Genomic DNA, 23,796 nt, shown 5'->3' on the forward strand with positions numbered 1-23,796 from the left:
GTCATCGCAACCGCTTCAAGGAGGACGAGATGAACCGCGAAGAGCGCTACCGGTACGGAATGAAGGTCCTGGAGCAGGTCGACGGGGAGGCCGGGCAGCGGGTCGTCGACTCGCTCGCCGACGTCTCGCCCGAGCTGGGCCACCAGGTCGTCGCGTGGGCGTTCGGCGACATGTACGCCCGGCCGGAGCTGCCCGCCCGCGACCGCCAGCTCGTCACGCTCGGCGTGCTGGCGGCGCTGGGCGGCTGCGAGATCGAGCTGGAGGTGCACATCAACGCCGCGCTGAACGTCGGCCTGACCGCCATGGAGGTCGCCGAGGCGCTGCTGCACACGTCCGTCTACGCGGGGATACCCCGGTCCCTCAACGCGACGCTCGTCGCCAAGAAGGTGTTCGGCGAGCGCGGCCTGCTGCCGATCAGCAACCTGTCGTGAACGCGGCGGGCCCTTCCGGGGAGCGCCTCCCGGAAGGGCAGGGGGTCAGGTGAGCGCCGGCTCCGGGGCGCGGTCGGCGGTGGCGGCCCGCCCGGCGCGGCCGCGCCGGGCGCCGAGCGCGAGGAGGGCCGCCCCGAGGACCGTCCAGCCGGCGAGCACCGCGATCGGGCGGGCGGCGCCGGCGCCGTCGAAGAAGGCGGCCGAGCGCAGCAGGGTCGCGCTCGCGCCGGGCGGGAGGTACTGGCCGATCTCGCCCCACGGCCGGGGCAGCAGCTCGGGGGCCGAGGTCGCGGCGGACAGCGGGTTGCCGACCAGCAGGAAGACGAAGGCGCCGACGCCGAGCCCGGCCCGTCCGAGGGACGCCAGCCCGGCGACGGTACCGGTGACGGCGGCGATGGTGACCGCCATGACGCCGGCGATGGCGAGGTAGGGGCCGGGCAGCAGCGACATCCAGGACTGCGCGAGCGCCGCCGAGCCGAGCCCGCCGAGCAGCGCGAACAGCAGCACGCCGGCGGACCGCCAGGACACCCGGCGGACCGCGAAGGTCAGCAGCGCGGCCGCGGCGATCGACGACATGATCAGCGGGAGCGCCATGCCGCCGAACCCGGTGCCGCGCGGGTCGTCGGGGTCGGCGGCGACGACGTCCCGGACGGCGGGCACCGCCCCCGCCGCCGCGTCCCGCTTCGGGGCGAACCGCTGGGCCAGTGCGTCGAGCTGCTGCGCGACCGCCGGGGAGGCCGCGGAGGCGGTGAGCACCTGCGTCCCGGACGGCGTGGCGATGATCGCGCCGTAGGCGTCGCGGTCGGTGAGGGCCTTGCGCGCCGACGCCTCGTCCGGGCGGGTCGAGATGGCGAAGGCGCCGGGCCGGGCGTCCGCCAGCCGCTCGGCGACCGGTCCGGCCGCGGGACCGGCGACGACGATGGGGACGCGGCGGGGCGCGAGGTGGGCGGCCGGCCACGCGAACGCGGTGATCATGACGAGCTGCAGCAGTGCGGCGCCGGCGGCGACGCCCAGGGCGCGCACGGCGGGGGAGGACTTCATGCCCGCTCCTCAAGAAAAGCGAATGTCCGTTCTTTTTAGCTCCCGGAAAGCGTCGCACCGCCCCGTCCGGCTTGTCAAGAAACGAACGTTCGTTTTAGATTGGCGCCATGCCGCGAGTCAGCGAGGAGCACCTCGAACGCCGCCGCCGCCAGATCCTGGACGCCGCGCGCCGGTGCTTCGTCCGCAAGGGCGTCCACGAGACGTCCATGCAGGACATCTTCGCCGAGTCCGGGCTGTCGGCCGGGGCCGTCTACCGGTACTTCAAGAGCAAGAACGAGATCGTCGCCGCCAACCTCATGGCCGTGGTCGGCGACCTTCAGGCGTTCCTGGTCGACCTCACCACCGGCGACCGGCTGCTCCCGCTCGACGAGATCTTCGATGCGCTCGCCGAGAAGCTCACCGGCCTGTCCGGCGAGGACGGGCCCGTCCGGCTCGCCCCGCAGGCCTGGGCCCTCGCCATGTACGACGCGGACCTCGCCGACCACCTCACCCGGTCGTTCGCCGGGCTGCGCGAGATCTGGGGGGCCTACCTGCGGCGGCTCGTCGGCGAGGGGCGGCTGCCGGCCGGGACCGACGTCGAGGCCGCGAGCAAGACCCTCTTCGCGATCATGCCCGGATACCTGCTGCAGCGGCTCCTGATCGGCGATGTCGCGCCGCAGGACCTGAAGCGGGGCATCAGGGCGCTCGCCAACGCCGCCCTCGTCGCCCGGCCCGTCGTCTGAACCGCCGCGCGCCGCGGGGCGGGCGAGCGCGCGCCGACCGGGTCAGGGGAGGTCGGTGATCTCCGCGGGGCGCTGCCCGGTGACCAGGTAGACGACGTTCTCCGCGACGTGGACGGCGTGGTCGGCGAAGCGCTCGAAGTAGCGGCCGGCGAGCGTGATGTCGACGGCGGGCTCGACGCCGTGCTTCCACTTCGGGGACAGCAGGATGTCGAACAGGCGGCGGTGCAGGCGGTCCATCTGGTCGTCGTCGGCGTCGAGCTCCAGGCCCATCTCGACGTCCTGCGACGCGATCACGCTGCCCGTCTTGGCGATCATCCGCTCGGCGATCTGGCCCATCTCCAGCACGGTGGCCTGCAGCTCGGGCGGGACCGCCGACTCGGGGTGGCGGCGGCGGGCGGTCTTGGCGATGTGCACCGCGAGGTCGCCCATCCGCTCCAGGTCGCCGCTCATCCGCAGCGCGGTGATCAGGGTGCGCAGGTCGCCGGCGACCGGCTGCTGCCGGGCCATCAGGTCGAAGACCGTCTCCTCGATCTCCGCGTCGATCTTGTTCACGTGCTCGTCCCCGCTGATGACCTCCTCCGACAGCCGCAGGTCCGCGTCCAGCAGCGCGGTGACCGCGCGCGCCATCGCGGAGCGGACGAGGCGGGTCATCTCCACCAGCTTGTCGGAGAGGGAGTCGAGCTCCTCGTGATACGCGTCACGCAATTGGGATTCCTTGGGGCAAAGGGGGTGAAAGACGGTCATTCTGGGCGGACTCGCCCACGCAACAGCCTGCCCGACCAGCATGAACCCTCGCGTATAAGAAGGTGAACTTTCGGGGAACGAGACGCCGTTCCGGCGGCCCGCCGGGCGGCGGGCCTCGAAACGCCGCTTACGATCCGTGGTGTGGAGGTCGAAATCGTCGCGAGCCTGACCGGGCTTGCCGGGCTCGCGATCGGGCTCGCGACTGGATTGGCGGTGCGCGTGAGCGAGCGAGCCCAGCGGACGGCGTCCCTGGCGGCGCCTGCCGGAGGCGTGCCACCGGGCGTCGCCTCGGTGCTCAGCGTCCTGCGGTCCTCGGCCGTCGTGCTGGACGCCGAAGACCGGGTGCTGCGGGCCAGCTCGGCCGCCCGCGCGTTCGGCATGGTCAGCGGCGAGCGCCTCGTCATCGACGAGCTGCTCGTGATGGCCCGGCTCGTCCGCCGCGACGGCGAGATCCGCGAGACGGAGATCCAAGTCGGCGAGACCCGCCGCCGCGGCCGCGCCGAAGGGCGCTGGTTCGCGGTCCGCGTCGCGCCGCTCGGCTCCCACGGCCTCGTCCTCGTCCTCGCCGAGGACCTCACCGAGATGCGCCGCACCGAGGCCATCCGCCGCGACTTCGTCGCCAACGTCAGCCACGAGCTGAAGACCCCCGTCGGCGCCCTCTCGCTGCTCGCCGAGACCGTCGAGGGCGCCGCCGACGACCCCGAGGCCGTCCGCCGCTTCGCCGGGCGCATGCAGTACGAGTCGGTCCGGCTGACCAACCTCGTCCAGGACCTGATGACCCTGTCCCGCATCCAGGGCGACGAGCCGCTGCCCGAGCTGCGGCCCGTCCGGCTCGACGAGATCACCGCCGAGGCCATCGACCGCTGCTCGATCAAGGCGTCCAGCAAGGACATCGAGCTGGCCGCCGGCGGGCAGGAGGGCCTGCGGGTGCGCGGCGACGAGGAACTGCTGATCACCGCGCTGCGCAACCTCATCGACAACGCCGTCGCCTACAGCCCCGAGCACACCCGGGTCGTCGTGTCCGCCCGCCGGTGCGACGACCGGTACGTCGAGATCAACGTCACGGACCAGGGCATCGGCATCCCGGAGGCGGAGATCGAGCGGATCTTCGAGCGGTTCTACCGGGTCGACCCGGCCCGCTCGCGCCAGACCGGCGGCACCGGCCTCGGCCTGGCCATCGTCAAGCACGTCACCACCAAGCACGGCGGCGAGGTGACGGTATGGAGCAAGGAGGGGTCCGGATCGACGTTCACGCTCCGGCTCCCGCTCCTCGACCCGCCCATCCCCGCAGTCAGGCCCGTCGAGAGGGCAGCAATGGAAAACGCCCGGGAGGCAACACCGTGACCCGCGTGCTCGTCGTTGAAGACGAGGAGTCGTTCAGCGACGCACTGTCGTACAACCTGCGCAAGGAGGGCTTCGAGGTCGCGGTCGCGGCCACCGGGCCCGACGCGCTGGACATCTTCGAGCGCAACGGTGCCGACCTCGTGCTGCTCGACCTGATGCTGCCCGGCCTCCCGGGCACCGAGGTCTGCCGGGAGCTGCGCACCAGGTCCAGCGTGCCGGTGATCATGCTCACCGCCAAGGACAGCGAGGTCGACAAGGTCGTCGGCCTGGAGCTCGGCGCCGACGACTACGTCACCAAGCCGTTCTCCACCCGCGAGCTGATCGCCCGCATGCGCGCGGTGCTGCGCCGCCAGGGCGAGGTCGAGGAGCTGGCCCCGGCCACCCTGGAGGCCGGGCCGGTCCGGATGGACGTGGAACGGCACGTGGTCAGCGTCGGCGGCGCCCCGGTCCAGCTCCCTCTGAAGGAGTTCGAGCTGCTGGAGGTGCTGCTCCGCAACGCGGGCCGCGTCCTGACCCGCATGCAGCTGATCGACCGCGTCTGGGGCGCCGACTACGTCGGCGACACCAAGACCCTGGACGTCCACATCAAGCGCCTGCGCGCCAAGATCGAGGCGACCCCGTCCTCGCCGCGCTACATCGTCACCGTCCGCGGCCTCGGCTATAAGTTCGAGCCCTGATCGGAACGAGAACGGCCCGTACGGCGCGAGTGCCGTACGGGCCGTTCCGTCGTTCGAGATGGGGCCGGGTCCGGGGCCTTACGGGGTGGGCGAGCCGGCGGGCGTCGGAGTGGCCGAGCCGGTGGGGGTCGGCGTCGTGCCGCCCGTGCCGGAACCGCCGGACACGGTCGGGGACGGGGACGCGCCGCCGGTCGGCGTCGCCTCGGTCCCCGGCGCGGCCGGGTAGGTCTCGTACTCGCCCTGCTGCGGGATCACCGGCACCTGGACCTGCACGGAGCCGGCCTGCTCGAACCGCAGCGTCACCATGATCTGCTCGCCGCCGAGCAGCTGCTGCGCCGCGCCGGTCAGCACGACCAGCGGGCCCGTGCCGGTGGCCGGCGACGGCACGGTGGCGCCCTGCGGGGGCGCCGACGGCGTGGTGCTGGACGTGCGCGACGGGTTCCCGCTCGGCACCTGGCCCGGGCCCGTCGGGCTCGGCTTGACAGGGGTGCCGGTCGCGCCCGGCGTCTCGGTGGCGCCCGGGGTCTCGGTGGCGCCCGGCGACTTCTTGCCCTTCTTCGGCGACGGACTCTCGCTCGCGGGCGCGGCCGGAGCGATCGTCTGCCCGATCAGCTTCACCGCGCCGCCCACGCCGGACGGTGCGGCGGCCGGGATCACGACGCCGCCGCCCTGCAGCTTCACCTGCGAGAAGGCCGGCGAGCTCACCGAGATCAGCTTGTCCGGACGGCCCTTCACCTGGTTGACGATCGTCGCGTACAGCGGCGCGGCGCCGCCCGCCGGCAGCGTCTGGCCCGGCTTCGGCCCCAGCACGAACAGGTTGCGCACGGCGATCTGCGCCGCCGCCGGCTGGTTCGACGGGACGGACGTGTTGACGCCTTCCGTCAGCTGGGTGGGAGCGGAGGTCTGAGGTTCCTCGCCGGCGCCGCAGCCGGAGATCACCGGTGCGATCGCGACGGCGCCCGCGACGGCGAGCGCGACCACTCGACGGCTGTTTCGGATCACGGCGTCGGTCTCCTCGCGAAAAAAAGGGGTGTTGAAGGTTCCAGGTGGCGTGAGATACGCCAGGGGAAGCGTAGCGAGGTCCCTGCCCGAACCCTGATCCGGGGTGGCGACACGGACGGAAAATGTCAGCCGTATCTCAGCGATTTGACCTTCTGCGCGAGATCCGGGCCGGGGGTCGCGCCCGCCACGACGTTCTTGACGACGCCGTCCGGCTGGACGAACACGGCGGTGAGCGCGGACCCCGCCGTCGGCGCCGGGGCGTAGGCGCCCGCCAGCAGGGCCTTCGAGTCCTCCAGGATCTCCGCCGTGCCGTCGTGGGCCGTGCCCGCGCACGCCTTGATGTCCTTGAGCGGGACCGGCTGCCGGCCCGCCGCCGGCCGCGGATCGGCGACCAGCATGAACCGGACCCCGTACTCGTGCGCGCTGCCCGCCAGCGCGGCGACGACGCCCGGGCACTCCGCGCCGGGCGGCACGATGCCGAACACCGCGGGCCGCAGGTCGCGCAGGTCCCGGGTGTTCTTGTCGCGGTTCACCACGTCCACCGCCCCGGCCGGCAGCAGCCCGCCGATCTCGCCCGGCGCGGCGGCCGGGCTCGGGGCCAGCGCGACGCCCTTCGGACGGGGCGCCGGGCGCGGCCCGAACGCCGTCATCAGCGCCCCGCTGATCAGCGCGACCAGCAGCGCCCCGGCGATGATCGGGATGGCGACGCCGAACCGGGTGACCGGGCGGGCGACCCGGCGCAGCCGCCTGCGGCGCCGGCGGCGGCGCTCCTCGCGGCGGTAGGCGAGCACGTCGCGGTCCAGCTCGCGGGCGTCATCGGGCACGACGACGTCGACGTGCGGGAGCCCGTAGTCATCGGGGTCGGGGTCGCCGTCGGGCCTCACGCCGCACCTCCCTCGCCGTCGCTCGCCGGCACCGCCTCGCCGTCCGCCACTGCCCGTTTCGGTCCCTTCCGGCCGCTTCGTACCCGCCCGGGGCGGCATGTTCACCTCCAGTATGGGGCGCGTCCGCCCGATCGGCAGCGGGGACGCTTGTATCGCGAGGGGGGTTGGCGGTAAGGGCGTTCCGGGGGGAGACTGGTGGTGCTCCGGTCACGCTGAGTGCGGGGAACAGGTGCGTGATGCACCATTAAAGAGCTTTGTCAATACCCCAATATGCGGCTTGACCTGCGGATATGTCAGGAAGGCCGGTTCAGCCACGCTGGTTTCCGTGCTACCCTGGTCGTAGCGGAAGGGGTACTTGTCACATGACTTTCCAGGTCGGCGACACCGTCGTCTACCCCCACCATGGGGCTGCTCGGATCGAGGCCATCGAGACTCGCACCATCAAAGGTGAGGAAAAGACCTATCTGGTCTTGAAGGTCGACAAGGGCGACCTGACAGTGCAGGTTCCGGTCGAGAACGTCGAGGACGTGGGCGTCCGGGACGTCGTCGGCCAGGAGGGTCTGGAGAAGGTGTTCGAGGTGCTTCGCGCACCCTACACCGAGGAGCCCACCAACTGGTCGCGCCGGTACAAGGCGAATCTCGAGAAGCTCGCCTCCGGCGATGTGAACAAGGTCGCCGAGGTCGTTCGCGACCTCTGGCGGCGCGACAAGGAGCGCGGCCTGTCGGCGGGCGAGAAGCGCATGCTCGCCAAGGCGCGCCAGATCCTGGTCAGCGAGCTCGCGCTCGCCGAGAAGACCAACGAGGACAAGGCCGAGGCCCTGCTCGACGAGGTCCTGGCCAGCTGAGTTGAACGCGCGGATTCCACGGGTGGGCGTCGGTACCGACGTCCACCCGTTCTCGTCGGAGCCGCGCCCCCTCTGGGTCGCGGGACTCGAATGGCCCGGGGAGGGCCACGGCCTGGCCGGGCACTCCGACGGCGACGTCGCCGCGCACGCCGCGTGCGACGCCCTGCTGTCGGCTTGCGGTCTCGGTGATCTCGGCGCCGTCTTCGGCACCGCCGACCCGCGCTGGGCCGGGGCGTCCGGGGTCGACCTGCTGCGCGAGGTCGCCCGCCTGGCCGCCGACGCCGGCTTCGCCATCGGGAACGTCGCCGTCCAGGTCGTCGGCAACCGGCCCAAGATCGGCAAGCGCCGCGCCGAAGCGGAGAAGGTCCTCGGCGAGGCGCTGGGCGGCGCCCCCGTGAGCGTCTCCGCCACCACCACGGACGGCCTCGGCATGACCGGCCGCGGTGAGGGGCTGGCCGCCATGGCCACCGCCCTGGTCGTTCCCACCTCCTGATCTTCCCGCCTCCCGATCTTCCCGCCGCATCGCGGCCGCAAAGCGGGCTTCTCCGGGCTTAAGGCGCGCCGTCCTGGATCATCGCGGCGAAGATGCGGGTGAGCGGCGTCCGGGCTGGCTAGGGTCGCCTTGAAGGCCCACCCCGCAAGGCGTTCACCCCGGAACGAGAGTCATGCCATCTGATCCCACGCGCCCCGGCGGCCCCCGCTACAGCCCTGCCCAGCGGCGGCTGCTCACCGCGACCGCCGGCCTCGTCGTCGTCGCGCTGGCGGCCGGCGCCTACGTGCTGACCTATCCCGTCCTGCGCGAGCTCGCGCTGGCCGGACGGGCGAGCCGCCGGTGGGCGCCGGTCTATCCGGTGATGGCCGACGCGCTCACCGCCATGACGATCCTCGCGCTGGTGGTCGCGCGGAACGCCCGCTGGTGGAGCAGGCTCCTGCGGTGGGCGCTGCTGCTGCTCCTGGTGGCCGGGGCCGCCGCTGCCGCCGTCCAGCACGCCGTGTGGGGATTCGACTCGCTGCCGCGCGACTCCGTCCGCGCGGGCGTGGCCGTGGCGCCGCACGTGATGCTGGTGATCGCGGTCTGGCTGTGGCTGACGATGATCAAGCAGATCCGGGTGTCCCGCCCCGCCGCGGACGAGCCCGGGCCCGTCGAGGCGCAGCGCGGCCACGTCAAGGTGCTCCCCGCCCTGGAGCCGCCCGCCGCGCTGGAGGCGCCGGCGGCCGAGGAGCACTCCTACGAGGAGGAGCGCGAGTACGAGCCGCGCCTCCGTCCGCTGGACCTGCTGCCCGTCGCCTCGTCCGAACCCGAGCACGAGTTCGACCACGCCACCGTCCACGAGTACGAGGTGGCACGCGACCACGGTTACGAGGTGCCGCACGGTCACCGGCCCGACCTCGACCACGATGACGAGCCGGTGTCCCGGCACGACGTGACCCGCGAGGACGACTACGCGGGCGCGCGCGGGCACGATGACGATGACGAGTACGCGCACGGCCGTGAGGTGACCCGCGAGGACGACTACGCGGGGGCGCGCGCCGTCGCGCGTGAAGGCTACGGCGTGGCGCCCGAGGGCTACGGCGTGGCGTCCGAGGGCTACGGCGTGGCGTCCGAGGGCTACGGCGTGGCGCGCGAGGGCTACGGCGAAGCCGACGACGAGCAGGACTACGACGTCGACTACGCGGAGGAGTATGAGCGCGAGCCGTCCCCTCCGCTCGACCCGCTGCCCGAGCCCCGGCCGGCGCCCGCGCTGCTGCCCACCGACGTCGAACTGGTCAGGGGCCGCGACGCCGATGGCCCCGAGCCCGGCGAGAAGGCGCGGACGACCCGTCCCGACATCGTCGTTCCCGGTGCGGAGGGCGCCGCCCACGACGACGGCGCCGACGCCGAGGCCGGCGGTGCAGCGCCCGCCACCGACGGCGCCGAGCCCGCCGCCCACGACGACGGCGCGGAGGAGCAGGACGGCCCGCCCGCCGACCGGGCCGAGGACCCGGACGCGGGCGACGGCGGCGACGCCCCGCCGGTCCCGCGTGTCCCGCACCCGTCGCCCAGCCCGGAGGACGAGCGGGAGCCCGGGGAGGGTCGCATCTGGGACTGGAACCCGCCGCCGTCCGGCAACTTCCGCAGCGGTCCCACGCCTCCCGTGGAGTGAGCCGCGGCCCCGGGCGCGTCCCGTGCGGGCGGGGCCGGATGAGGGGCGCTCGAAGCCGGTCAGAACGCGGGACACCGGGGAAGATATGTCTCCATGACAACGGTTTCGTGGGTGGAGCTGGACGAGGACGACGGCTTCGGCATCGAGAACCTCCCGTACGGCGTGTTCTCGCGTCCCGGGGAGATGCCGCGCGTGGGCGTGGCGATCGGCGCGTACGTTCTCGACCTCGCGGGGCTGTCGGCCGCCGGGCTGGTGGAGGACCGGCACTACTTCGCGTCCGGTTCGCTCAACGCGTTCATGGTGGCGGGGCGCGCCGCCTGGCAGGCCAACCGCGCCCGCCTCACCGACCTGCTGACGGACGCGGCGCACCGTCCGCGGGTGGAACCGCACCTGATCCCGCTGGCGGACGTGGAGGTGCTGCGCCCGATCGAGGTCGCCGACTACGTGGACTTCTACTCGTCCGAGCACCACGCGGCCAACGTCGGGAGGATCTTCCGGCCGCAGGGCGAGCCGCTCAAGCCGAACTGGAAGCGGCTGCCGGTCGGCTACCACGGCCGCGCCGGGACGGTGTACCCGTCGGGCACGCCGATCGTCCGGCCGTCCGGGCAGCGCATGACCGGGGTCAGCGAGCCGGAGCCGTCGTACGGGCCGTCGCTGCGGCTGGACTTCGAGGCGGAGGTCGGGTTCGTCGCGGGCGTCCCGTCGATGCCGGGACGGGGCGTGCCGACCGGTGCCTTCCGCGATCACGTGTTCGGGTTCCTGCTGGTCAACGACTGGAGCGCGCGCGACCTCCAGGCGTGGGAGTCGCAGCCGCTCGGGCCGTTCCTCAGCAAGTCGTTCGCGACGTCGATCTCCCCGTGGGTGGTGCCGGTGGCCGCGCTGGAGCACGCGCGGGTGGACCCGCCCGTCCAGGACCCGGCGCCGCTCGGCTACCTGCGCTGCGCCGAGCCGTGGGGGCTGGACCTGCGGCTCGAGGTCCTGATCAACGGGCAGGTCGTGTCCGAGCCGCCGTTCGCCGGGATGTACTGGACGGCGCCGCAGCAGCTCGCGCACGCCACGGTGAACGGCGCGCCGCTGCGCACGGGCGACCTGTTCGCGTCCGGGACGGTGTCGGGGCCGGAGCGCGGCCAGCGCGGCTGCCTGCTGGAGCTCGGCTGGAACGGCCGCGAGCCGGTGGACCTCGGCGACGGGACGAAGCGGACGTTCCTGGAGGACGGCGACACGGTGACGATCCGGGCGACGGCCCCGGGCGCGTCGGGGTCGGTCATCTCGCTGGGGGAGGTCGTTGGCACGGTGCATCCGGCACTGACCTGACGGCCCGGTTATCCACAGAAAAACCGGCGCCTAGGCGGGGCGGTATCCGAGAGATCGGGTGCCGCCCCGTTCACGTGGGGGGATGCGCGTTGACCTGGGGGTTTGGTGGCACCGTGGTGGCGGGCGTGTTGATCTTGTCTCACTGGGGCGTGCTGGTTGCCGCTGGTGCTCGCTGTTCACGGGCCATGTGCGGGCCATGGCCCGTGCCGGTTCGCGCTGGTCACTCGCTGAGTGCGCGGTCTATGGCCTTGTTGGCGCGGGTCTGGGTGAGCTGGCGCTCTAGTGGGTTGGTGCCCCAATCGGTGAGGACGACCCGCACGGTTCCGCATTGGTCGGTGTCGCAGCGTGGATGCCGGGCGGCGGTGTCGAACGTGCGGACGGGCCGGTTGAGCATTCGTCCGGCTTGGCGTCCGGCGGCGCGTAGGCGGTCGCGTTCGTCGGGTGAGTGGTAGACGGTGCCGGTCTGGCCGGTTCGCTTTAGCTGGTCGGCGATGACGGCGGCCAAGTCTTCGCTCATCGGGTCGTCCCCTCCTCGCGCTGCGGCTCCAGGATGGCGCGGCGCGGGGTTGGGTGCCAAGCGGTCGCGGTGGGGAGCGTGCCGGCGGCCGCCCTTGGCGCTGGGCGGTGGGTGCGTAAGGTGGTGGCGGCTGCCGGTCCAGCGGCACGGGCGGGCGTGGCGGTGCTGGGGCCGGTGCGGCGGGCGGTCACCTTGGCGGGCGGGTGCGGGCTTGACCGGGGCGGCGGGCTGCTAGCCTCGCGCGGCTCCGGGCTGCCTCTGGGGCTGCCCGCATCAGGCCGGGGGCGGCCCGCCGGAGGGGTCCCCGGTCAAGGTCGTGCCCGTCCGCGCGCACGCCCTCAGCGTTCAACAGGTAGTAGGGGGAAGTCTCACACACACCAGTCTGCGACGAGACGGCTTAGCGCGCTGGCAGGGTCGCACATCTCTTATGGGTAGAGCCCTACGCCGGAGGCGGGTCCGTGTAAGGGGTGGGGGTCGGGGTTGGTTGGGAACCAAAAAAGCGGCACCTAGTTCGCCTGCTGGGGCGTAGAGCGGGCCTCGGGTGTGGGATGCGGCTTGCCGAGTGGTGCGAGCGGGTATCACCCGGTCTGGTCGGGGGGCTGGTTGCACGCGGGGACAGGGGTGCGCATGGCTCAGATGCGGGTGGTGTTCGACGGTCCGCAGCGGTTCGACTCGGTGACGGTCACGGAGATGACGGTGGAAGCCGATCAGATCGTGTTGCTGAACGGCGGTCAGCAGGTGCTCAACGTGCGGGCCGAATCGGTGCGGACGTTGGAAGGCGAGGAGACGGGCGGCGGTCGGCTGGCGAGGCTGCGCGCCAAGCATCCCAACCACGGCAAGCCCTGGAGCGCGGAGGAAGACGCCAGGCTCCGGGAGCTGCACGCGCGGGGCGTACCGACTGCCGATCTGGTGCGGCACTTCGGGCGTAGTCGGGGCGCGGTACGCTCGGCGCTGTTGCGGCTGGGCCTGGTCGAGCGGGCGGCGTCGGCTCCGGGGGCGGCACCGGTTCGGCATGGCCAGTGAGCTGGGCCGTTGCCCGCGCGATGGCGAGCAGCCGGCGGCCGTGCCCTGCGCGGTGGGCTGAGCCTGATCGGGACAAAGCGCGGCTGCCGGTCGCGGAACTTCGCGCGGCTCGCCGATGGGAGCGCGCCGGGGGTGCGCTGGGTGCGCGTGACGGCGGACAGGTCGGCGGGAGGGCGTCACGGCGTCTGAGGGCCGAGCCGAGTGGGGTAGGGGCCCCGCTCGGTCTCGTGCCCGTCCGGGCGCCGGTGATCGCCCGATCCGCCGGGTACTGCTCCGGCGGTCAGCGTCACCCGAGCGGCCCCGAAGCCGCGTCCATCGGCCGACCATGCGCGAAGGCGCGCGCCGCAACGGCGCGCGCCTTGACCTAGTAGGGAAAACCCTCACACAGCGGCTCGTCCCTGCGTCCTTGGTCAGTCGTTCGACTGGCGGGCAAGTTCCCAAAGCTGGCTGACGTGGTTGGCGAAGCGGTCGTACAGCCCGTCCGCCTGCTGCCGCCGGAGATGAAGCATGGGCGAGTCGTGACCGACGAGACGTGCCAGGTGAGGAGTGACGAGCATCTGATCGTCGAAGACGAAGATGCTCATGGCGATGTGCTCGTCACCATGCCGAGTCTCGATGCCGGACACGTCCTTGAGCTTGGCTAGTTCGTCCAGGGTGATCCGGATACGGGTGCTGACGGTCAGCGGGACGGCTTCCAACTCCTCCCTGCGGCGAGTGACCTCGCTGTCTGGATCACCGACGAGGAAGCGGACTGCGCATCCCTCCTCCGCCTTCTTGCGTAGAACCGTCCGAAGGTTGGGCAGTTCGAGCCACAGGAAGTAGTTGGTGTAACCCGCAAAGGTCAGTTCACTCTTCGCCTTCGTGATCAGCTCGCGCCACACTGATTTGGGGCACGCTGAGCGATATGGGTACACGGCGACGATCTCACGATCTGCGCCAGTCTTGATGTTCTTGCGTACGGTGTCGGGCCAGAGCACGGCCTCATCAACTCCCAGAGCCTCGACGACAGCCCATCGATGCCGGGGGTGAGGCACTCGCGCCTCATCGGCTACCCAGCGGGCCACCGTCTTGGCGTCCACTCGGCAGGCTTCTGCAAGGTCCTGCTCATTCATTCTCGCATCCGCCATTGCGCGGCGTAGAGACAGGTTGGTCACAGCGCCCCCTGGGACGTATCGGACGAGTTTCGAGCGTATCTCGAAAACGTCCCTGACGTCCCGCAAACGGTGTAGCTACGTCCTCACGCACGGTGTTTCATCGGCGGTCGAAAGCAACATGCCGGGCGTAAAGGAGACCGGGTCATGCGAGGAGAGCCGAGCAAGCAGGAACGGACGTCGGAGCGGTTGACGTTGGCGATGGGGCCGGGTCGGTTGCATCTGGCGGCGTTGGAGGCGGTGGTGTCGGCGCCGGGGTCGGGGTTGGCGTGTGGGGTGGTGAGTCGGGCGGGGGCGCGGCCGGTGCTGAACGTGGTCAGCGTTGGCGGCGGGAGCGGCTCATGTGGGGGTGGGTTGGATGTGGACTGTGCGCCGGTGGGGGGCGTGTGGTGGTTCCTGGTGGGGGGTGAGGGGGTGGTGCCGGTGGATGAGGTGGAGGCGGCGCCGGGTGTGCTGGTGGGCCTGCTGGCACGGGCGGCCGGTCGGGCGGTACCGCAGAACGCCGCCGGGTCGGTGGTGTCGGGGTCGGCTTCGGGGGTGGGTCGGTGATGGCGCGGCGGTCGGACAAGGACACGGCTGCGGGCTCGGGTGGCTCGGGCTCGGGTGGCGAGGAGTTGTCGGTGTTCGGGGTGCGGGTGGAGTCGTTGTCGGAGGACGCGCGGGCATGGGCGGCGCGGTTCCCGGCTCCGGGTGTGGTGGAGAGCGCCGACGGGGTGTGGGATCCGTCGGTTCCTTCTACGGCGCGGATGTACGACTTCTTCCTGGGCGGTAAGGATCACGGTCCGGCTGATCGTGAGGCGGGGTTGCGGGTGATGGCGGCGGCGCCGTCGATCGCGAACGCGGCCCGCGAGAATCGGGCGTTCATGCGCCGGGTGGTGGAGTGGGCCGCCGCTAGCGGGATCGATCAGTTCGTGGACATCGGGACGGGGATCCCGACCGCGCCGACGCCGCTGGACGTCGCGCGGGCGATCGTGCCGGACGCGCAGGTGATCGGGGTGGATCATGATCCGCTGGTGCTGGCGCATGATCGGGCGCTGGTGCCGGGGATGCGGATCGTGCCGGGCGATGTCCGCGACATCGATGCGCTGATCGCTGATCTGGACCGGTGGGTGGACTGGGATCGGCGGGTGGCGGTGCTGCTGATCGCGGTGCTGCACTTCGTCACCGATGAGCAGGACCCGGCGGGGATCGTGGCGGCGCTGGCGGAGCGGATGACGCCGGGCAGTGTGGTGGCGGTGTCGCATGTGTGCTCCACCGGTGCCGTGCCGGAGGCGGTGCGGGAGATCGAGCGGGTGTATCAGGACGCGACGTCGCGGGGGGTGTTCCGCACCGATGTGGAGATCGCGGAGTTGTTCGGGCGTCTTGATGTGGTGCCGCCGGGGGTGGTGTCGGTGCAGGAGTGGCCCTTTGAGTGCGGGCTGGAGGGTGGTGTGCCGGTGCGTGGTGTGCCGGTGCTGGGCGGGGTCGGGGTCGTTCCGGCGTTCGTGTCCGAGCCGGGTGATGTGGCCGGTGCGGTGGAGGGGCTGGGCGGGGTGCTGGCCGAGCGGATCGCCTCGGGCGTGCTGGATGAGGGCGCCAAGTTGCGGCGTGATGTGCTGGCGGCCGAGTTCGGGGTGACGCGGCGGGTGGTCGATGGCGCGCTGCGGGACTTGATCGCAGCCGGGACGGTGGTGGTGCTGCCGGGGCGCGGGACGTTCGTGAAGGCGTCCAGGCCGCGCCAGTACGTCAAGGACTACGCGGTCTTTCCGGGCCGCGACGGGTTGGGGCTGTGACATGGGCGAGCGGCGAAACGGCGGGCACGGGCCGGACGGACACGGGCAGGGTCCGGGCGGGGACGGGCCGGATGAGCGGGCGCTGTGGCTGGGGGCGTGGTCGGCGTCGGGGTCGATCGCGGCTGCGTTGTCGGCTGCGGGTCCGGGTGAGCATGCGGCGGCCGATGTGCTGGCGCGCAAGATGATGGCCTCGTGCGCGGACGCGCCGTTGCAGGTGGGCTACATCCATGAGGTGTTCGCGCATGCGGTGTACGGGATGGCGGGGGCGGCGTTCCCGGTGACCTGGTTCTCTGCGGAGGGCGAGCCGGAGTCCAAGGTGCTGTGGGTGCCGGGGGCGACGCTGGATCCGGTGCGGGCGGTGGCTTCCAAGCTGCTGTCGCCGGAGTTCACGCGGGCGCTGGTCCGGGTCGGCCTGGGACGGCAGTGAGGCCGGGCCGGTAGTGAGGCCGGGCCGGTAGTGACCGGTCACCGGTCGGGGGTGATGCTCCCTGCGGGCGGGTTCCGTCTCCGCCCGACCCCCGTTCCCGCCCGCAGGGGTTCTGACGCGTCTACCGGAAAGGGGGTGCCAGCTAAGCGGTTCCCTTCGCATCGCATCGCATCGCTTGGACTCGGGCGATGGCGGGGGCGTGCGCGCTGATCGGTGTTGCCGCACTGATCGGGGCACCGTGCACGCCCCCGTTCGGCATGTTCGGGTTCTTCGGGGTGCAGGGGCCGCGGCGCCGGTTGTCGCAATGGTGAGGGTGGGCCGGCGGATATGGCCGCAGGCCACCCCGAAGGGGCGACCGTAGGGAGTTCGGCCGGCGCAGCCCGACCGTGCACTCTTCCAGTCCGGCCCCGCGCGGTGGTGGGTGCCGCTGCCCCGGCGGGGGCCTCAGCGCTCGGCCCGGTGGGGTGGAGTGGGTCAGGTGATGGGGTGGCCTTCGGCGGCGATGGTGGTGGTGGCGGCGGGCCAGATCGAGACGGTCTGGTCGATGGGGGCGCCGGTGGCGGTGGTCAGGGTGGTGAGCCGGACCAGTGCGGGGGTGGCGGTCGGAAGGTGCAGCGCGGCGGCTTCCCAATCGACTGCGGGCCTGGTGGTGATGTAGCTGGTGGCGGAGGCGGGCCGGTGCCCGGTGTGGGCGGCGAGCGCTTCCGGCCAGGTGCCGGGTAGGAGGGTCGGCGCGGCTAGCGGGCTGTCGGGTGTGACGCCGGGCGTGTAGGAGATCCGGACCTCAAGGGGCGTGGCGTCCGAGGTGGGGGTGACCACGAGTCGGCGGCGGACGCACACCGATGCGCCCGGCCCGGACAGGCGGAGCGCGTAGGCGACTTCGGCGGGCGCGGGTTCGTACCCGACGGCCATGATCCGGATGCGCGAGAACTCCGGCGGGATGTTGCCGCTGATCGGGACGGTGTGCACGGGGCGCGGTACCGGTGAGGTTCCGATCTGGGCGGCACGCGGGGCGGCGGGCTGGTCGTCGCGGCGGGTGGGGTCGGCGAAGGTCGCTTCCATGTCGGCGGGCTGTCCGGCTTGGTGCCCGGCGTGCTGCGGGCCTGCGGTGGCGAGGTACCCGCGTGTGCCCTGGCCCTGTGCCCATCCGGCTAGCTCCAGCTCTTGCAGGACGCGGCGCGACGTGCGGTTGGACACCTGCCAGCGCTCTTGGATCTGCGCGTTGGTGGGCAGCCACGACCCCGGCGGTATCCGGCCGTCGATGATCTCGCGGATGAGCTGATCCCTGATCGTCGTCCACAGCAGCGGCGTAGACCCGGTGCGGCTGGCGGGCTCTCGGCTCTGTCCCAATGTGGCCACTCCCCAGGTCTTGACCGGCGGTGCTGATCTGGCGCTTTACCTTCTCGCAACCAACCTTAGCTTGTACGCCTTGTGTACGCCAAGGTTTGCACTTCAGCGACCTTTGGCACACCTTTGTACGTACGGGACGCGTCAAGTTGGTGCGTCGATCGCAAAGCGGAGGTGGCACGGGTGGAGTTCAAGATCGAGATGGACGGGTTGATGTTCATCGTCGCGGACGCTCCGGAGCAGCGGAAGGACTTCGAGTCGGGCGCGCTGCGCACCGACCCGGAGGGGCGCCCGCTGTTCACGGCGCGGCTGCTGGTGATGGACGGGCAGAGCAGCGCGCCGATCAAGGTCGGGCTGATCGGAGACCCGGGCCTGAACCAGGGGTCCTTCGTTCGGCCGGTGGGCCTGGTCCTCAACGCGATCGACAGGCGGGGGGACACCGTCCAGTGGTGGACGGCGGAACGGCTGGAGCCGGGGCCGGTACCGGGCGCTCCGGCGGGCGCGTCGGGCAAGGCGGCGGCGAAGGCGGGCGAGTGATGGGACTCCGGGATCTGCTGCGGGGCTCGGCGGTCGAACTGCCCTCCGACGCGGTGGCGGCGGCCGGTGGGGTGGACCCCTGGGCCTATGGCGAGTGCACGTACGTGATCACCGTGAGCACGACGGGGCCGGTGCGGCTGCACTACACGCTGGCGGACCCGGCGGGGCCGTCGTGGCTGCGGCTGGTGACGATCAGCGAACGACGGCGGCGGCGGGTGCTGGGCGCGGCGATGAGGTCGGGCGCGCTGGCGGGCGCGGGCCTAGCGGACGGTCGCCCGGTCGGGCCGGGCGGTGAGCCGGGGACGGTGGCGGCGCACGGGTGGGTGCACGTGGGCGGCTACTCCCGGTCGGCGTGGGTCCCGTTGCCTGCGGACCGGCGGGTCGGCGGGGTTCTGCTGGCGGACATGCTGACGGGCCTGGTGCCGGGCGAGGTGTGGCGGGAGCTGGACGCGCGGCGGTGTGAGGCGTGGGAGGCGTGGGCGCGGCGTGCGGGATCGGCTCCGGCCGTGCGGGTGGCGGCCATGGAGGAGACCCGCCGCGACTGGCGCGAGCCTCCGGCGGGCGGCATGGAAGAGACGCGGCGGCAGGCGGTTGATCAAGGGCCGTGGGATCGGCGGGTCGCCGGGGGCGAGCGCGCGGCGGACGCGGACGGCTGGCCGGGCATCCGGCACGGTGGCGGTCTGGGCGGTGCGTGGTGAGCCATCCGCGCCGGTACTCCGGCGTCCAGGCGCCCGGACAGATCGGCCTTCCCCCGGTGCTCCAGCGGCCGGACCTGCCGGTTCGGGCTCGGCTCACTGCCGGGTCGGCGGTCATGCTCTGGGTGGTGCGGCCTAGCTGGTTGTGGCGGCGTGAGCTGGCGGCCCTGGCCGTGGTGGCGGCCGTGGCGGTGGCGGGCTGGCTGGCGCGGGGCTGGCTGGGTGGTCTGCTGGCGGCGGGCTGGCTGGTGTCGGCGGTCGCGGTGATGCCGTGGTCGCGTCGGCGGGCCGTGCGGGTCTGGCGGCGGGGTCGGCTGCGGCGGCACTGGGACCGCGCGATGCGCTTCTCGGCGCTGACGACGGTCAACGACCGCATCCCGCGCATCCGGGCGCATCGGGCGGTCCCGGCGGGTGACCGGCTGATCGTGCGGGTTCCGCGCGGCGCGACGGTGGCGGAGCTGGACGCCGAGAAGGATCGGGTCGCGGCGGTGCTGCGGGTGCGTGAGGTGCGGGTCGGGCAGGACCGGGCGCGGGCCGACTTGGCGCACGTGGACATCGTGCGGGCCGATCCGTTCGCCGGTGGTGGTCCGCCTCGGCGGTGGCCGTGGGTCGGGGGCGGGCAGCGCTCGCTGGGTGACCCGGTGCCGCTGGGCGTGGATGACATGGGCGATGAGGTGTCGGTGCGGCTGCCGGGCAAGAACATGGTGATCGGGGGCGAACCCGAAAGCGGTAAGTCGGTAGCGCTGTCGCTGATCCTGGCGGCGGCGGCGTTGGACCCGTGGTCGCAGATCTGGGGATGGGACGCCAAGAAAGTCGAGCTGGCGCTGTGGCGGCCGGTGCTGACCCGGATCGCCTACAACTCGATGGACGCGGCCATCGCCCAGATGGAAGACCTCATCAAGGAGATGGACGCCCGTTATGAGCTGCTGGAGCAGAGCGGGCGCCGCAACCTCAAGCCGGGTGAGGCTCCGGTGATCCTGGCGGCGATCGATGAGATGCGGTTCTTCACGGCCAACACCGACCGCAGGGCCGCGAAGCATTTCAACGCGCTGGGCGAGGATCTGACGGCGCGGAGCCGCGCGGCGCTGATCGTGGAAGTGGCGGCGACGCAGAAACCGGCCGGTGACGTGGTGCCGACCGGGTGGCGTGACCTGATGGCGCTGCGGTGGGCGATGCGCTGCAACACCCGCGACGCCTCCGACACCATCCTTGGCGCGGGCATGGCGACGGCGGGCTATGACGCCTCCGACATCGACCTGGACACGCGGGGTGTGGGGCTGCTGCACGCCGAAGGCGGGATGCCTCGGCGGATGCGGTCCTACTTCTTGGACGACAACGACATCCGCTCGATCGTGGCGCGCGGGGTCGCGCTGCGGCGGCTGGTGGCCGGTGACGGCTGGGTGTAACCCGGTGGCCGGTTCTTCCCTCCCTCTCTCTTCAACCTTCGGGGCTCCGCGCGGCGGGGTCGGCGGGAGCGTGCCCGCTGCGCGGGGTCCCCTTCTCCTGATGGGAGCGAGCAACGGTGACGATCTCCAACGAGCTGGCGGAGCGGGTGTGCCCGTGCGCGGCGGCGGTGGCGGGTCGGGTGTACCCGGTCGCGCTGCCCGGCCCGGCCGGGGGCGACGAAGGTGTGTGGGCCGACCTTGTACGTGTTGTAAGTGACGTACTGGCGGGGTTCGACCTTCCGGCGATCGAGGAGGACACGCCGGACTGGTACGCGCTGAGCTGGTGCCTGTGGCGCTTCATCTACGGGCACCAGGCGCGCGGCCGTCACGGGCGCGACCCCGGTGCGGAACCGGGCGCGGGTGAGGACCCGGCGGCGGGGACCGGTACGGGCGGTGCGGCGTGAGTAGCCGGCGGACTGACCGCAGGTCACCCCGAAGGGGCGTAGGTCTGCCGTCCACGGACCCCGCACGGGTGGAGCTGGCGGGGAGCGTGCCGGGCGGGGTGCTGGCGGGGATGCTGGCGCGGGTCGCGGATGGTGACGCGTGGCGGGCGTGGTCGCGTCAGGTGGCGCATACGGGGCACTGTGCGCGGCCGGTGCGGGTGGCTGGTGGCGCGATGGCGGTGGACGGGCGGACGGGTGAGATCCGGGCGGAGTGGTCGAGCAGGGGTGAGCCGGACGGGGCGCTTCTGCTGGCGTGCGGTGACCGGCGGGCGGCGGTCTGCCCTAGCTGTGCGGAGACGTATCGGCGGGATACCTGGCATCTGGTCTCGGCGGGCCTGCGGGGGCGTGCGCCGAGTCTGCCGGGTGGGGTGGATGCGGTCCCGGCGAGCGTGGGCACGCATCCGGCGGTGCTGGCGACCTTCACCGCGCCCAGCTTCGGGGCGGTGCACCGTGCGAGCGAGGACGGGCCGTGCAGGGTGCGGCGGGGGCCGCTGGTGTGCGAGCACGCCATGCGCACGTGGTGCGACGCGCGGCACACTGCCGATGATCCGCTGGTCGGGCGTCCGCTGTGCTGGGACTGCTACCGGTATGACGCTCACGTGCTGTGGCACGCGGCCGTGCCGGAACTCTGGCGGCGCACGATGATCTACGTCTACCGGGCGCTGGCGCGGATCGGGGGCGAGCGGTCCGGGGTGCCGGTGTCGGTGCGGGCCGTGCGGTCGGTCGTGCGCGTGTCGTACGTCAAGGTTGCCGAATACCAGAAGCGCGGGGCGGTGCACCTGCACGCGGTGATCCGCCTCGATGGCGTCGCGAACGGGGACCGCTCGGCGACGGTGCCTCCTCCGGGCTGGGCGGACGTGACCGCGCTGGCGGATGCGATCCGGGACGCTGCCGGGCGGGTCGCGGTGCCGTGCCCGGTGGCGGGAGTGGCGGCGGCGCGGTGGGGCGCGCAGTTGGACGTGTCGCCGATCGCGGACCCGGCACGGGCGGCGGGCTACCTGGCCAAGTACGCCACCAAGACCGCATCGGACACCTTCGCGGGGCTGCCGCCGCGCCGGTTCGGGCTGCGGTCGGTCCTGGCGGTGAGTCGCAAGGTGGCAAACCCGCATGTCGGCCTTCTGATCGCGGCGTGCTTCAAGTTGGCGCGGCGGCCGGAGTGCGCATCGCTGCGGCTGGCGGACTACGCGCACACGCTCGGCTTCCGGGGGCACTTCGCGAGCAAGAGCCGGTGGTACTCGGTGACGCGGGGGACGCTGCGGGCGGTGCGGCGGGCCTGGCGGACCCGGCATCGGCCGGAGGGTGACCCGTGGGCGGAGGCTGAGCGCGGGGACGGCGGGGCGGTCCTGGTGCGGGACTGGAGGTACCTGGGAACCGGCTGGGGGCGGCTGGGTGATGCCGATCTCGCGGCGACGCTGGCGCGCGATCACGCGGCGGCGCGGGATGCGGCGGACCTGGCCGTTACCGCTCGGCCGCCCGGCGACGGGGCGGGGGCGCGCGATGACTGACGCGGTGGTGATGGTGGCGGCGCTGGCGGCGGTGCCGATCCTGCTGCGCATCGGCTTGGGCGGCGGCGGGCGCTCTACCGTCCGGCTGCGGTGGCGGGTGCCGCTGCGGCACCGCTTCCCCCGGCTGTGGTGGTCGGGGGTGTGCCTGGGGACGGTGCTGCTGGGCGTGGGCTGGCTGGCGTCCTCGTGCGGGTGGTGGTCGCCGTGACCGGCCCGCGCGAGAGTCACGGGGTGCTGTCCGGGCTGGCAGACGTTCGGTTCCGGCGCATGGTGACGCCTCGGCTGATCAGTGTTCTGTACGTGGCGGTGTCGGCGTGCATCGCCTTCGGGGCGCTGTTCGCGCTGCTGCTGGTGTGGTCGGTGGCCTCCTGGATGGGCGGCGGCTGGTGGTGGTGCGCGCCGGTCATCATCGCGGCGGGAGTCGCCGGGGTGCTGGTCGTGCGGATCGCCTGCGAGTGGGTCCTGATGGCCTTCACGCGCGGTCGGCCGATCGAACCGGCCCGTCCGGTGCCGCCGGGGCCGACGCGGGCGGAGTCCAGGCGGGCGGTGGGGCGGCCGGTGCAGCCTCCGGCGGGTCCCGGGCCGTGGCAGCGTCCTCCGGCCGGTCCGCAGAGTTACCCGCGATGAGTGCGGCGGCCCTGCCCGTGCCCGGTGGCTCCTGGCTCGTCCTGCGGGACGGCGGGCCACGGAGCGCGGGCAGGGTCGCGCCGGAGGAGCGCCGCGAATGCGGCTCCGCTGGTCTTGCACGGACGCCAAGCGGCGGAAATGCGGAAGGCACGCGCGGCGGCCCGCCCCCAAGGCGGTCGGTCGGGGTGGTGGGCGGCCGCCGGCCGCAACCCCATGCATTCCAGAGATTTGAAGTCAAGGGCTGCATGCGGCAATTATGCGACAGAAATTGGCCGATTCCGGTCGTTGATCACCCGCCTTTATCGGTGGCTGGTTTTGGCCCGTGGCTGGCCCGTAGACGCAATTTCAGGGGTGGTTTCTGGTGGCCTCGGTGGATGTTATGTCGGTGCGCGACATGGCCTCTGAGCTGCACGTAGCGCGTTCTACGGTGTATCGGTGGCTATCTACGGGGCGCGGCCCGAAGGCGTTCCGGCTGCCGAACAATGAGCTGAGAATTGTGCGCGCGGATTTCATAGAATGGCTTCACAAGCTCGGCACGGACGGAATGGAGACGCTCCGATGATCAAAGCGCAGGACATCCAATTCTGGCAGATCCGCAAGCGCGCCAACAGGCGTAAGCCGTGGGAAGTGCGGTGGCGCGTCGACTCCGCACAGTTCTCCCGCTCGTTCCTCACCAAAGCGCTGGCGGAGACGCATCGGGCGGCGCTGGTGGCGGCGGCCCGTGAGGGCGCGGTGTTCTCTCCCGAGACCGGTGAGCCGGTGGCCTGGTCGCAGTCGGCGGAGACGGTCTACACCCTCGCGCGGGGCTTCATCGCCTCCCGGTGGGTGGAGGCTGCGGGCGCCACCCGGCAGGCGCTGGTGCGCTCGCTGGTCCCTATCATCCTGGCGACCCTGGACACGCGGGCGGCCAAGCGGCGGCGGCCGGAAGAGACGGTGCTGCGGCGGGCGCTGGCACAGTACGCGCTACGGCCCCCGGCGTGGGACGGCGGCGGCGAGATCGGCGACGCTCCCGAAGACATCCGCGCGGCGCTGGCGTGGGTGGCGGCCTCCTCCGGCCCGGTGGCGGGCCTGGATGACCACGCGGCACTGCGGGCGCTGCTGGAGGCGCTGTCCCTGCGGCTGGACGGCAAGCGGCTCGCACACGCAAGCATCCGGGCGC

The 23,796-nt window shown here is 72.5% G+C and carries 26 protein-coding genes and 1 pseudogene; 20 read left to right on the top strand and 7 right to left on the bottom strand.

Annotated elements, in window-relative coordinates; genetic code table 11:
* Positions 1 to 29: 29 nt before the first annotated feature.
* On the top strand, positions 30 to 431 hold the full coding sequence (locus ABT299_RS34930) for a carboxymuconolactone decarboxylase family protein (RefSeq protein ID WP_387029422.1): 402 nt from the start codon (positions 30 to 32) through the stop codon (positions 429 to 431).
* 45 nt (positions 432 to 476) lie between these two features.
* Here the strand turns inward: ABT299_RS34930 and ABT299_RS34935 are convergent, their stop codons facing one another.
* Entirely contained in the window at positions 477 to 1,472 is a 996-nt protein-coding gene (locus ABT299_RS34935) for a hypothetical protein (protein ID WP_387029424.1), read from the bottom strand.
* Positions 1,473 to 1,579: 107 nt separating this feature from the next.
* Between ABT299_RS34935 and ABT299_RS34940 the strand changes: the two genes are divergently transcribed.
* Positions 1,580 to 2,194, top strand: coding sequence for a TetR/AcrR family transcriptional regulator (locus tag ABT299_RS34940; protein WP_190860813.1), 615 nt, complete (start codon positions 1,580 to 1,582; stop codon positions 2,192 to 2,194).
* A 42-nt stretch (positions 2,195 to 2,236) separates the two neighbouring features.
* On the opposite strand, the gene phoU is transcribed toward ABT299_RS34940, so the two are convergent.
* The gene (gene phoU / locus ABT299_RS34945) at positions 2,237 to 2,899 is read right to left on the bottom strand and encodes a phosphate signaling complex protein PhoU (RefSeq protein WP_190860811.1); all 663 of its coding nucleotides are present in this window, start codon (positions 2,897 to 2,899) and stop codon (positions 2,237 to 2,239) included.
* Between the two features lie 180 nt (positions 2,900 to 3,079).
* Here phoU and ABT299_RS34950 point away from each other — a divergent pair, with 180 nt between their 5' ends.
* Both ABT299_RS34950 and ABT299_RS34955 read left to right on the top strand, forming a co-directional pair.
* Complete coding sequence (locus tag ABT299_RS34950) at positions 3,080 to 4,282, top strand: ATP-binding protein (protein WP_190860809.1); 1,203 nt, start codon at positions 3,080 to 3,082, stop codon at positions 4,280 to 4,282.
* Between the two features lie 5 nt (positions 4,283 to 4,287).
* Positions 4,288 to 4,959: a winged helix-turn-helix domain-containing protein gene (locus ABT299_RS34955; RefSeq protein WP_486303378.1), complete on the top strand. Its 672-nt coding sequence runs from the start codon at positions 4,288 to 4,290 to the stop codon at positions 4,957 to 4,959.
* Between the two features lie 78 nt (positions 4,960 to 5,037).
* On the opposite strand, the gene ABT299_RS34960 is transcribed toward ABT299_RS34955, so the two are convergent.
* Positions 5,038 to 5,961 carry a copper chaperone PCu(A)C gene (locus ABT299_RS34960; protein WP_500253329.1) on the bottom strand — a complete coding sequence of 308 codons (924 nt, stop codon included), beginning with the start codon at positions 5,959 to 5,961 and terminating at the stop codon, positions 5,038 to 5,040.
* A gap of 125 nt (positions 5,962 to 6,086) precedes the next feature.
* Positions 6,087 to 6,845, bottom strand: a complete 759-nt coding sequence (locus ABT299_RS34965; protein ID WP_500253330.1) for a hypothetical protein — start codon at positions 6,843 to 6,845, stop codon at positions 6,087 to 6,089.
* 362 nt (positions 6,846 to 7,207) lie between these two features.
* On the opposite strand from ABT299_RS34965, the gene ABT299_RS34970 reads away from it, so the two are divergent.
* The 4 genes from ABT299_RS34970 to fahA all read left to right on the top strand — a co-directional run bounded on the left by ABT299_RS34970 (position 7,208) and on the right by fahA (position 11,148).
* Complete coding sequence (locus ABT299_RS34970) at positions 7,208 to 7,690, top strand: CarD family transcriptional regulator (RefSeq protein WP_067459337.1); 483 nt, start codon at positions 7,208 to 7,210, stop codon at positions 7,688 to 7,690.
* Positions 7,691 to 7,712: 22 nt separating this feature from the next.
* A complete protein-coding gene (gene ispF / locus ABT299_RS34975) occupies positions 7,713 to 8,183 on the top strand; it encodes a 2-C-methyl-D-erythritol 2,4-cyclodiphosphate synthase (protein WP_500253331.1) in 471 nt (156 codons plus the stop codon).
* A gap of 172 nt (positions 8,184 to 8,355) precedes the next feature.
* Positions 8,356 to 9,834 carry a hypothetical protein gene (locus tag ABT299_RS34980; RefSeq protein ID WP_500253332.1) on the top strand — a complete coding sequence of 493 codons (1,479 nt, stop codon included), beginning with the start codon at positions 8,356 to 8,358 and terminating at the stop codon, positions 9,832 to 9,834.
* A 93-nt stretch (positions 9,835 to 9,927) separates the two neighbouring features.
* Positions 9,928 to 11,148 (top strand): fumarylacetoacetase, encoded by a 1,221-nt coding sequence (gene fahA / locus ABT299_RS34985; RefSeq protein WP_500253333.1) that lies wholly within the window; start codon positions 9,928 to 9,930, stop codon positions 11,146 to 11,148.
* A 220-nt stretch (positions 11,149 to 11,368) separates the two neighbouring features.
* On the opposite strand, the gene ABT299_RS34990 is transcribed toward fahA, so the two are convergent.
* The gene (locus tag ABT299_RS34990) at positions 11,369 to 11,665 is read right to left on the bottom strand and encodes a hypothetical protein (protein ID WP_500253334.1); all 297 of its coding nucleotides are present in this window, start codon (positions 11,663 to 11,665) and stop codon (positions 11,369 to 11,371) included.
* 627 nt (positions 11,666 to 12,292) lie between these two features.
* Between ABT299_RS34990 and ABT299_RS34995 the strand changes: the two genes are divergently transcribed.
* Positions 12,293 to 12,688 (top strand): hypothetical protein, encoded by a 396-nt coding sequence (locus ABT299_RS34995; RefSeq protein WP_500253335.1) that lies wholly within the window; start codon positions 12,293 to 12,295, stop codon positions 12,686 to 12,688.
* Between the two features lie 410 nt (positions 12,689 to 13,098).
* On the opposite strand, the gene ABT299_RS35000 is transcribed toward ABT299_RS34995, so the two are convergent.
* Positions 13,099 to 13,800 carry a DUF5919 domain-containing protein gene (locus ABT299_RS35000; RefSeq protein WP_500253336.1) on the bottom strand — a complete coding sequence of 234 codons (702 nt, stop codon included), beginning with the start codon at positions 13,798 to 13,800 and terminating at the stop codon, positions 13,099 to 13,101.
* 587 nt (positions 13,801 to 14,387) lie between these two features.
* On the opposite strand from ABT299_RS35000, the gene ABT299_RS35005 reads away from it, so the two are divergent.
* Together ABT299_RS35005 and ABT299_RS35010 are read left to right on the top strand one after the other, a co-directional pair.
* Positions 14,388 to 15,611, top strand: coding sequence for an SAM-dependent methyltransferase (locus ABT299_RS35005; protein WP_500253337.1), 1,224 nt, complete (start codon positions 14,388 to 14,390; stop codon positions 15,609 to 15,611).
* A gap of 1 nt (position 15,612) precedes the next feature.
* Positions 15,613 to 16,038 carry a hypothetical protein gene (locus ABT299_RS35010; protein ID WP_500253338.1) on the top strand — a complete coding sequence of 142 codons (426 nt, stop codon included), beginning with the start codon at positions 15,613 to 15,615 and terminating at the stop codon, positions 16,036 to 16,038.
* Positions 16,039 to 16,512: 474 nt separating this feature from the next.
* Here ABT299_RS35010 and ABT299_RS35015 read toward each other — a convergent pair whose 3' ends face one another.
* The gene (locus tag ABT299_RS35015) at positions 16,513 to 17,388 is read right to left on the bottom strand and encodes a UTRA domain-containing protein (protein ID WP_500253339.1); all 876 of its coding nucleotides are present in this window, start codon (positions 17,386 to 17,388) and stop codon (positions 16,513 to 16,515) included.
* Positions 17,389 to 17,568: 180 nt separating this feature from the next.
* On the opposite strand from ABT299_RS35015, the gene ABT299_RS35020 reads away from it, so the two are divergent.
* From ABT299_RS35020 to ABT299_RS35060, 9 genes and pseudogenes are all read left to right on the top strand, one after another.
* Positions 17,569 to 17,922 (top strand): hypothetical protein, encoded by a 354-nt coding sequence (locus ABT299_RS35020; RefSeq protein ID WP_500253340.1) that lies wholly within the window; start codon positions 17,569 to 17,571, stop codon positions 17,920 to 17,922.
* Positions 17,922 to 18,620, top strand: coding sequence for a hypothetical protein (locus tag ABT299_RS35025; protein WP_500253341.1), 699 nt, complete (start codon positions 17,922 to 17,924; stop codon positions 18,618 to 18,620). Before ABT299_RS35020 ends, ABT299_RS35025 begins: the two co-directional genes overlap by 1 nt.
* A complete protein-coding gene (locus ABT299_RS35030; RefSeq protein WP_500253342.1) occupies positions 18,617 to 20,023 on the top strand; it encodes an FtsK/SpoIIIE domain-containing protein in 1,407 nt (468 codons plus the stop codon). Before ABT299_RS35025 ends, ABT299_RS35030 begins: the two co-directional genes overlap by 4 nt.
* Before the next feature lie 116 nt (positions 20,024 to 20,139).
* Positions 20,140 to 20,466: a hypothetical protein gene (locus tag ABT299_RS35035; RefSeq protein WP_500253343.1), complete on the top strand. Its 327-nt coding sequence runs from the start codon at positions 20,140 to 20,142 to the stop codon at positions 20,464 to 20,466.
* A gap of 68 nt (positions 20,467 to 20,534) precedes the next feature.
* Positions 20,535 to 22,010, top strand: coding sequence for a replication initiator (locus ABT299_RS35040; protein WP_500253344.1), 1,476 nt, complete (start codon positions 20,535 to 20,537; stop codon positions 22,008 to 22,010).
* Entirely contained in the window at positions 22,003 to 22,218 is a 216-nt protein-coding gene (locus ABT299_RS35045) for a hypothetical protein (protein WP_500253345.1), read from the top strand. Before ABT299_RS35040 ends, ABT299_RS35045 begins: the two co-directional genes overlap by 8 nt.
* Positions 22,219 to 22,241: 23 nt before the next feature.
* On the top strand, positions 22,242 to 22,637 hold the full coding sequence (locus tag ABT299_RS35050) for a DUF4282 domain-containing protein (RefSeq protein WP_500253347.1): 396 nt from the start codon (positions 22,242 to 22,244) through the stop codon (positions 22,635 to 22,637).
* 379 nt (positions 22,638 to 23,016) lie between these two features.
* A complete protein-coding gene (locus ABT299_RS35055) occupies positions 23,017 to 23,199 on the top strand; it encodes a helix-turn-helix transcriptional regulator (RefSeq protein WP_500253348.1) in 183 nt (60 codons plus the stop codon).
* Positions 23,196 to 23,796, top strand: a pseudogene (locus ABT299_RS35060) (hypothetical protein); the annotation flags it as partial. The gene ABT299_RS35055 and the pseudogene ABT299_RS35060, both read left to right, overlap by 4 nt.

Source organism: Spirillospora sp. NPDC000708, from assembly GCF_040299565.1.
GTDB lineage: Bacteria > Actinomycetota > Actinomycetes > Streptosporangiales > Streptosporangiaceae > Spirillospora.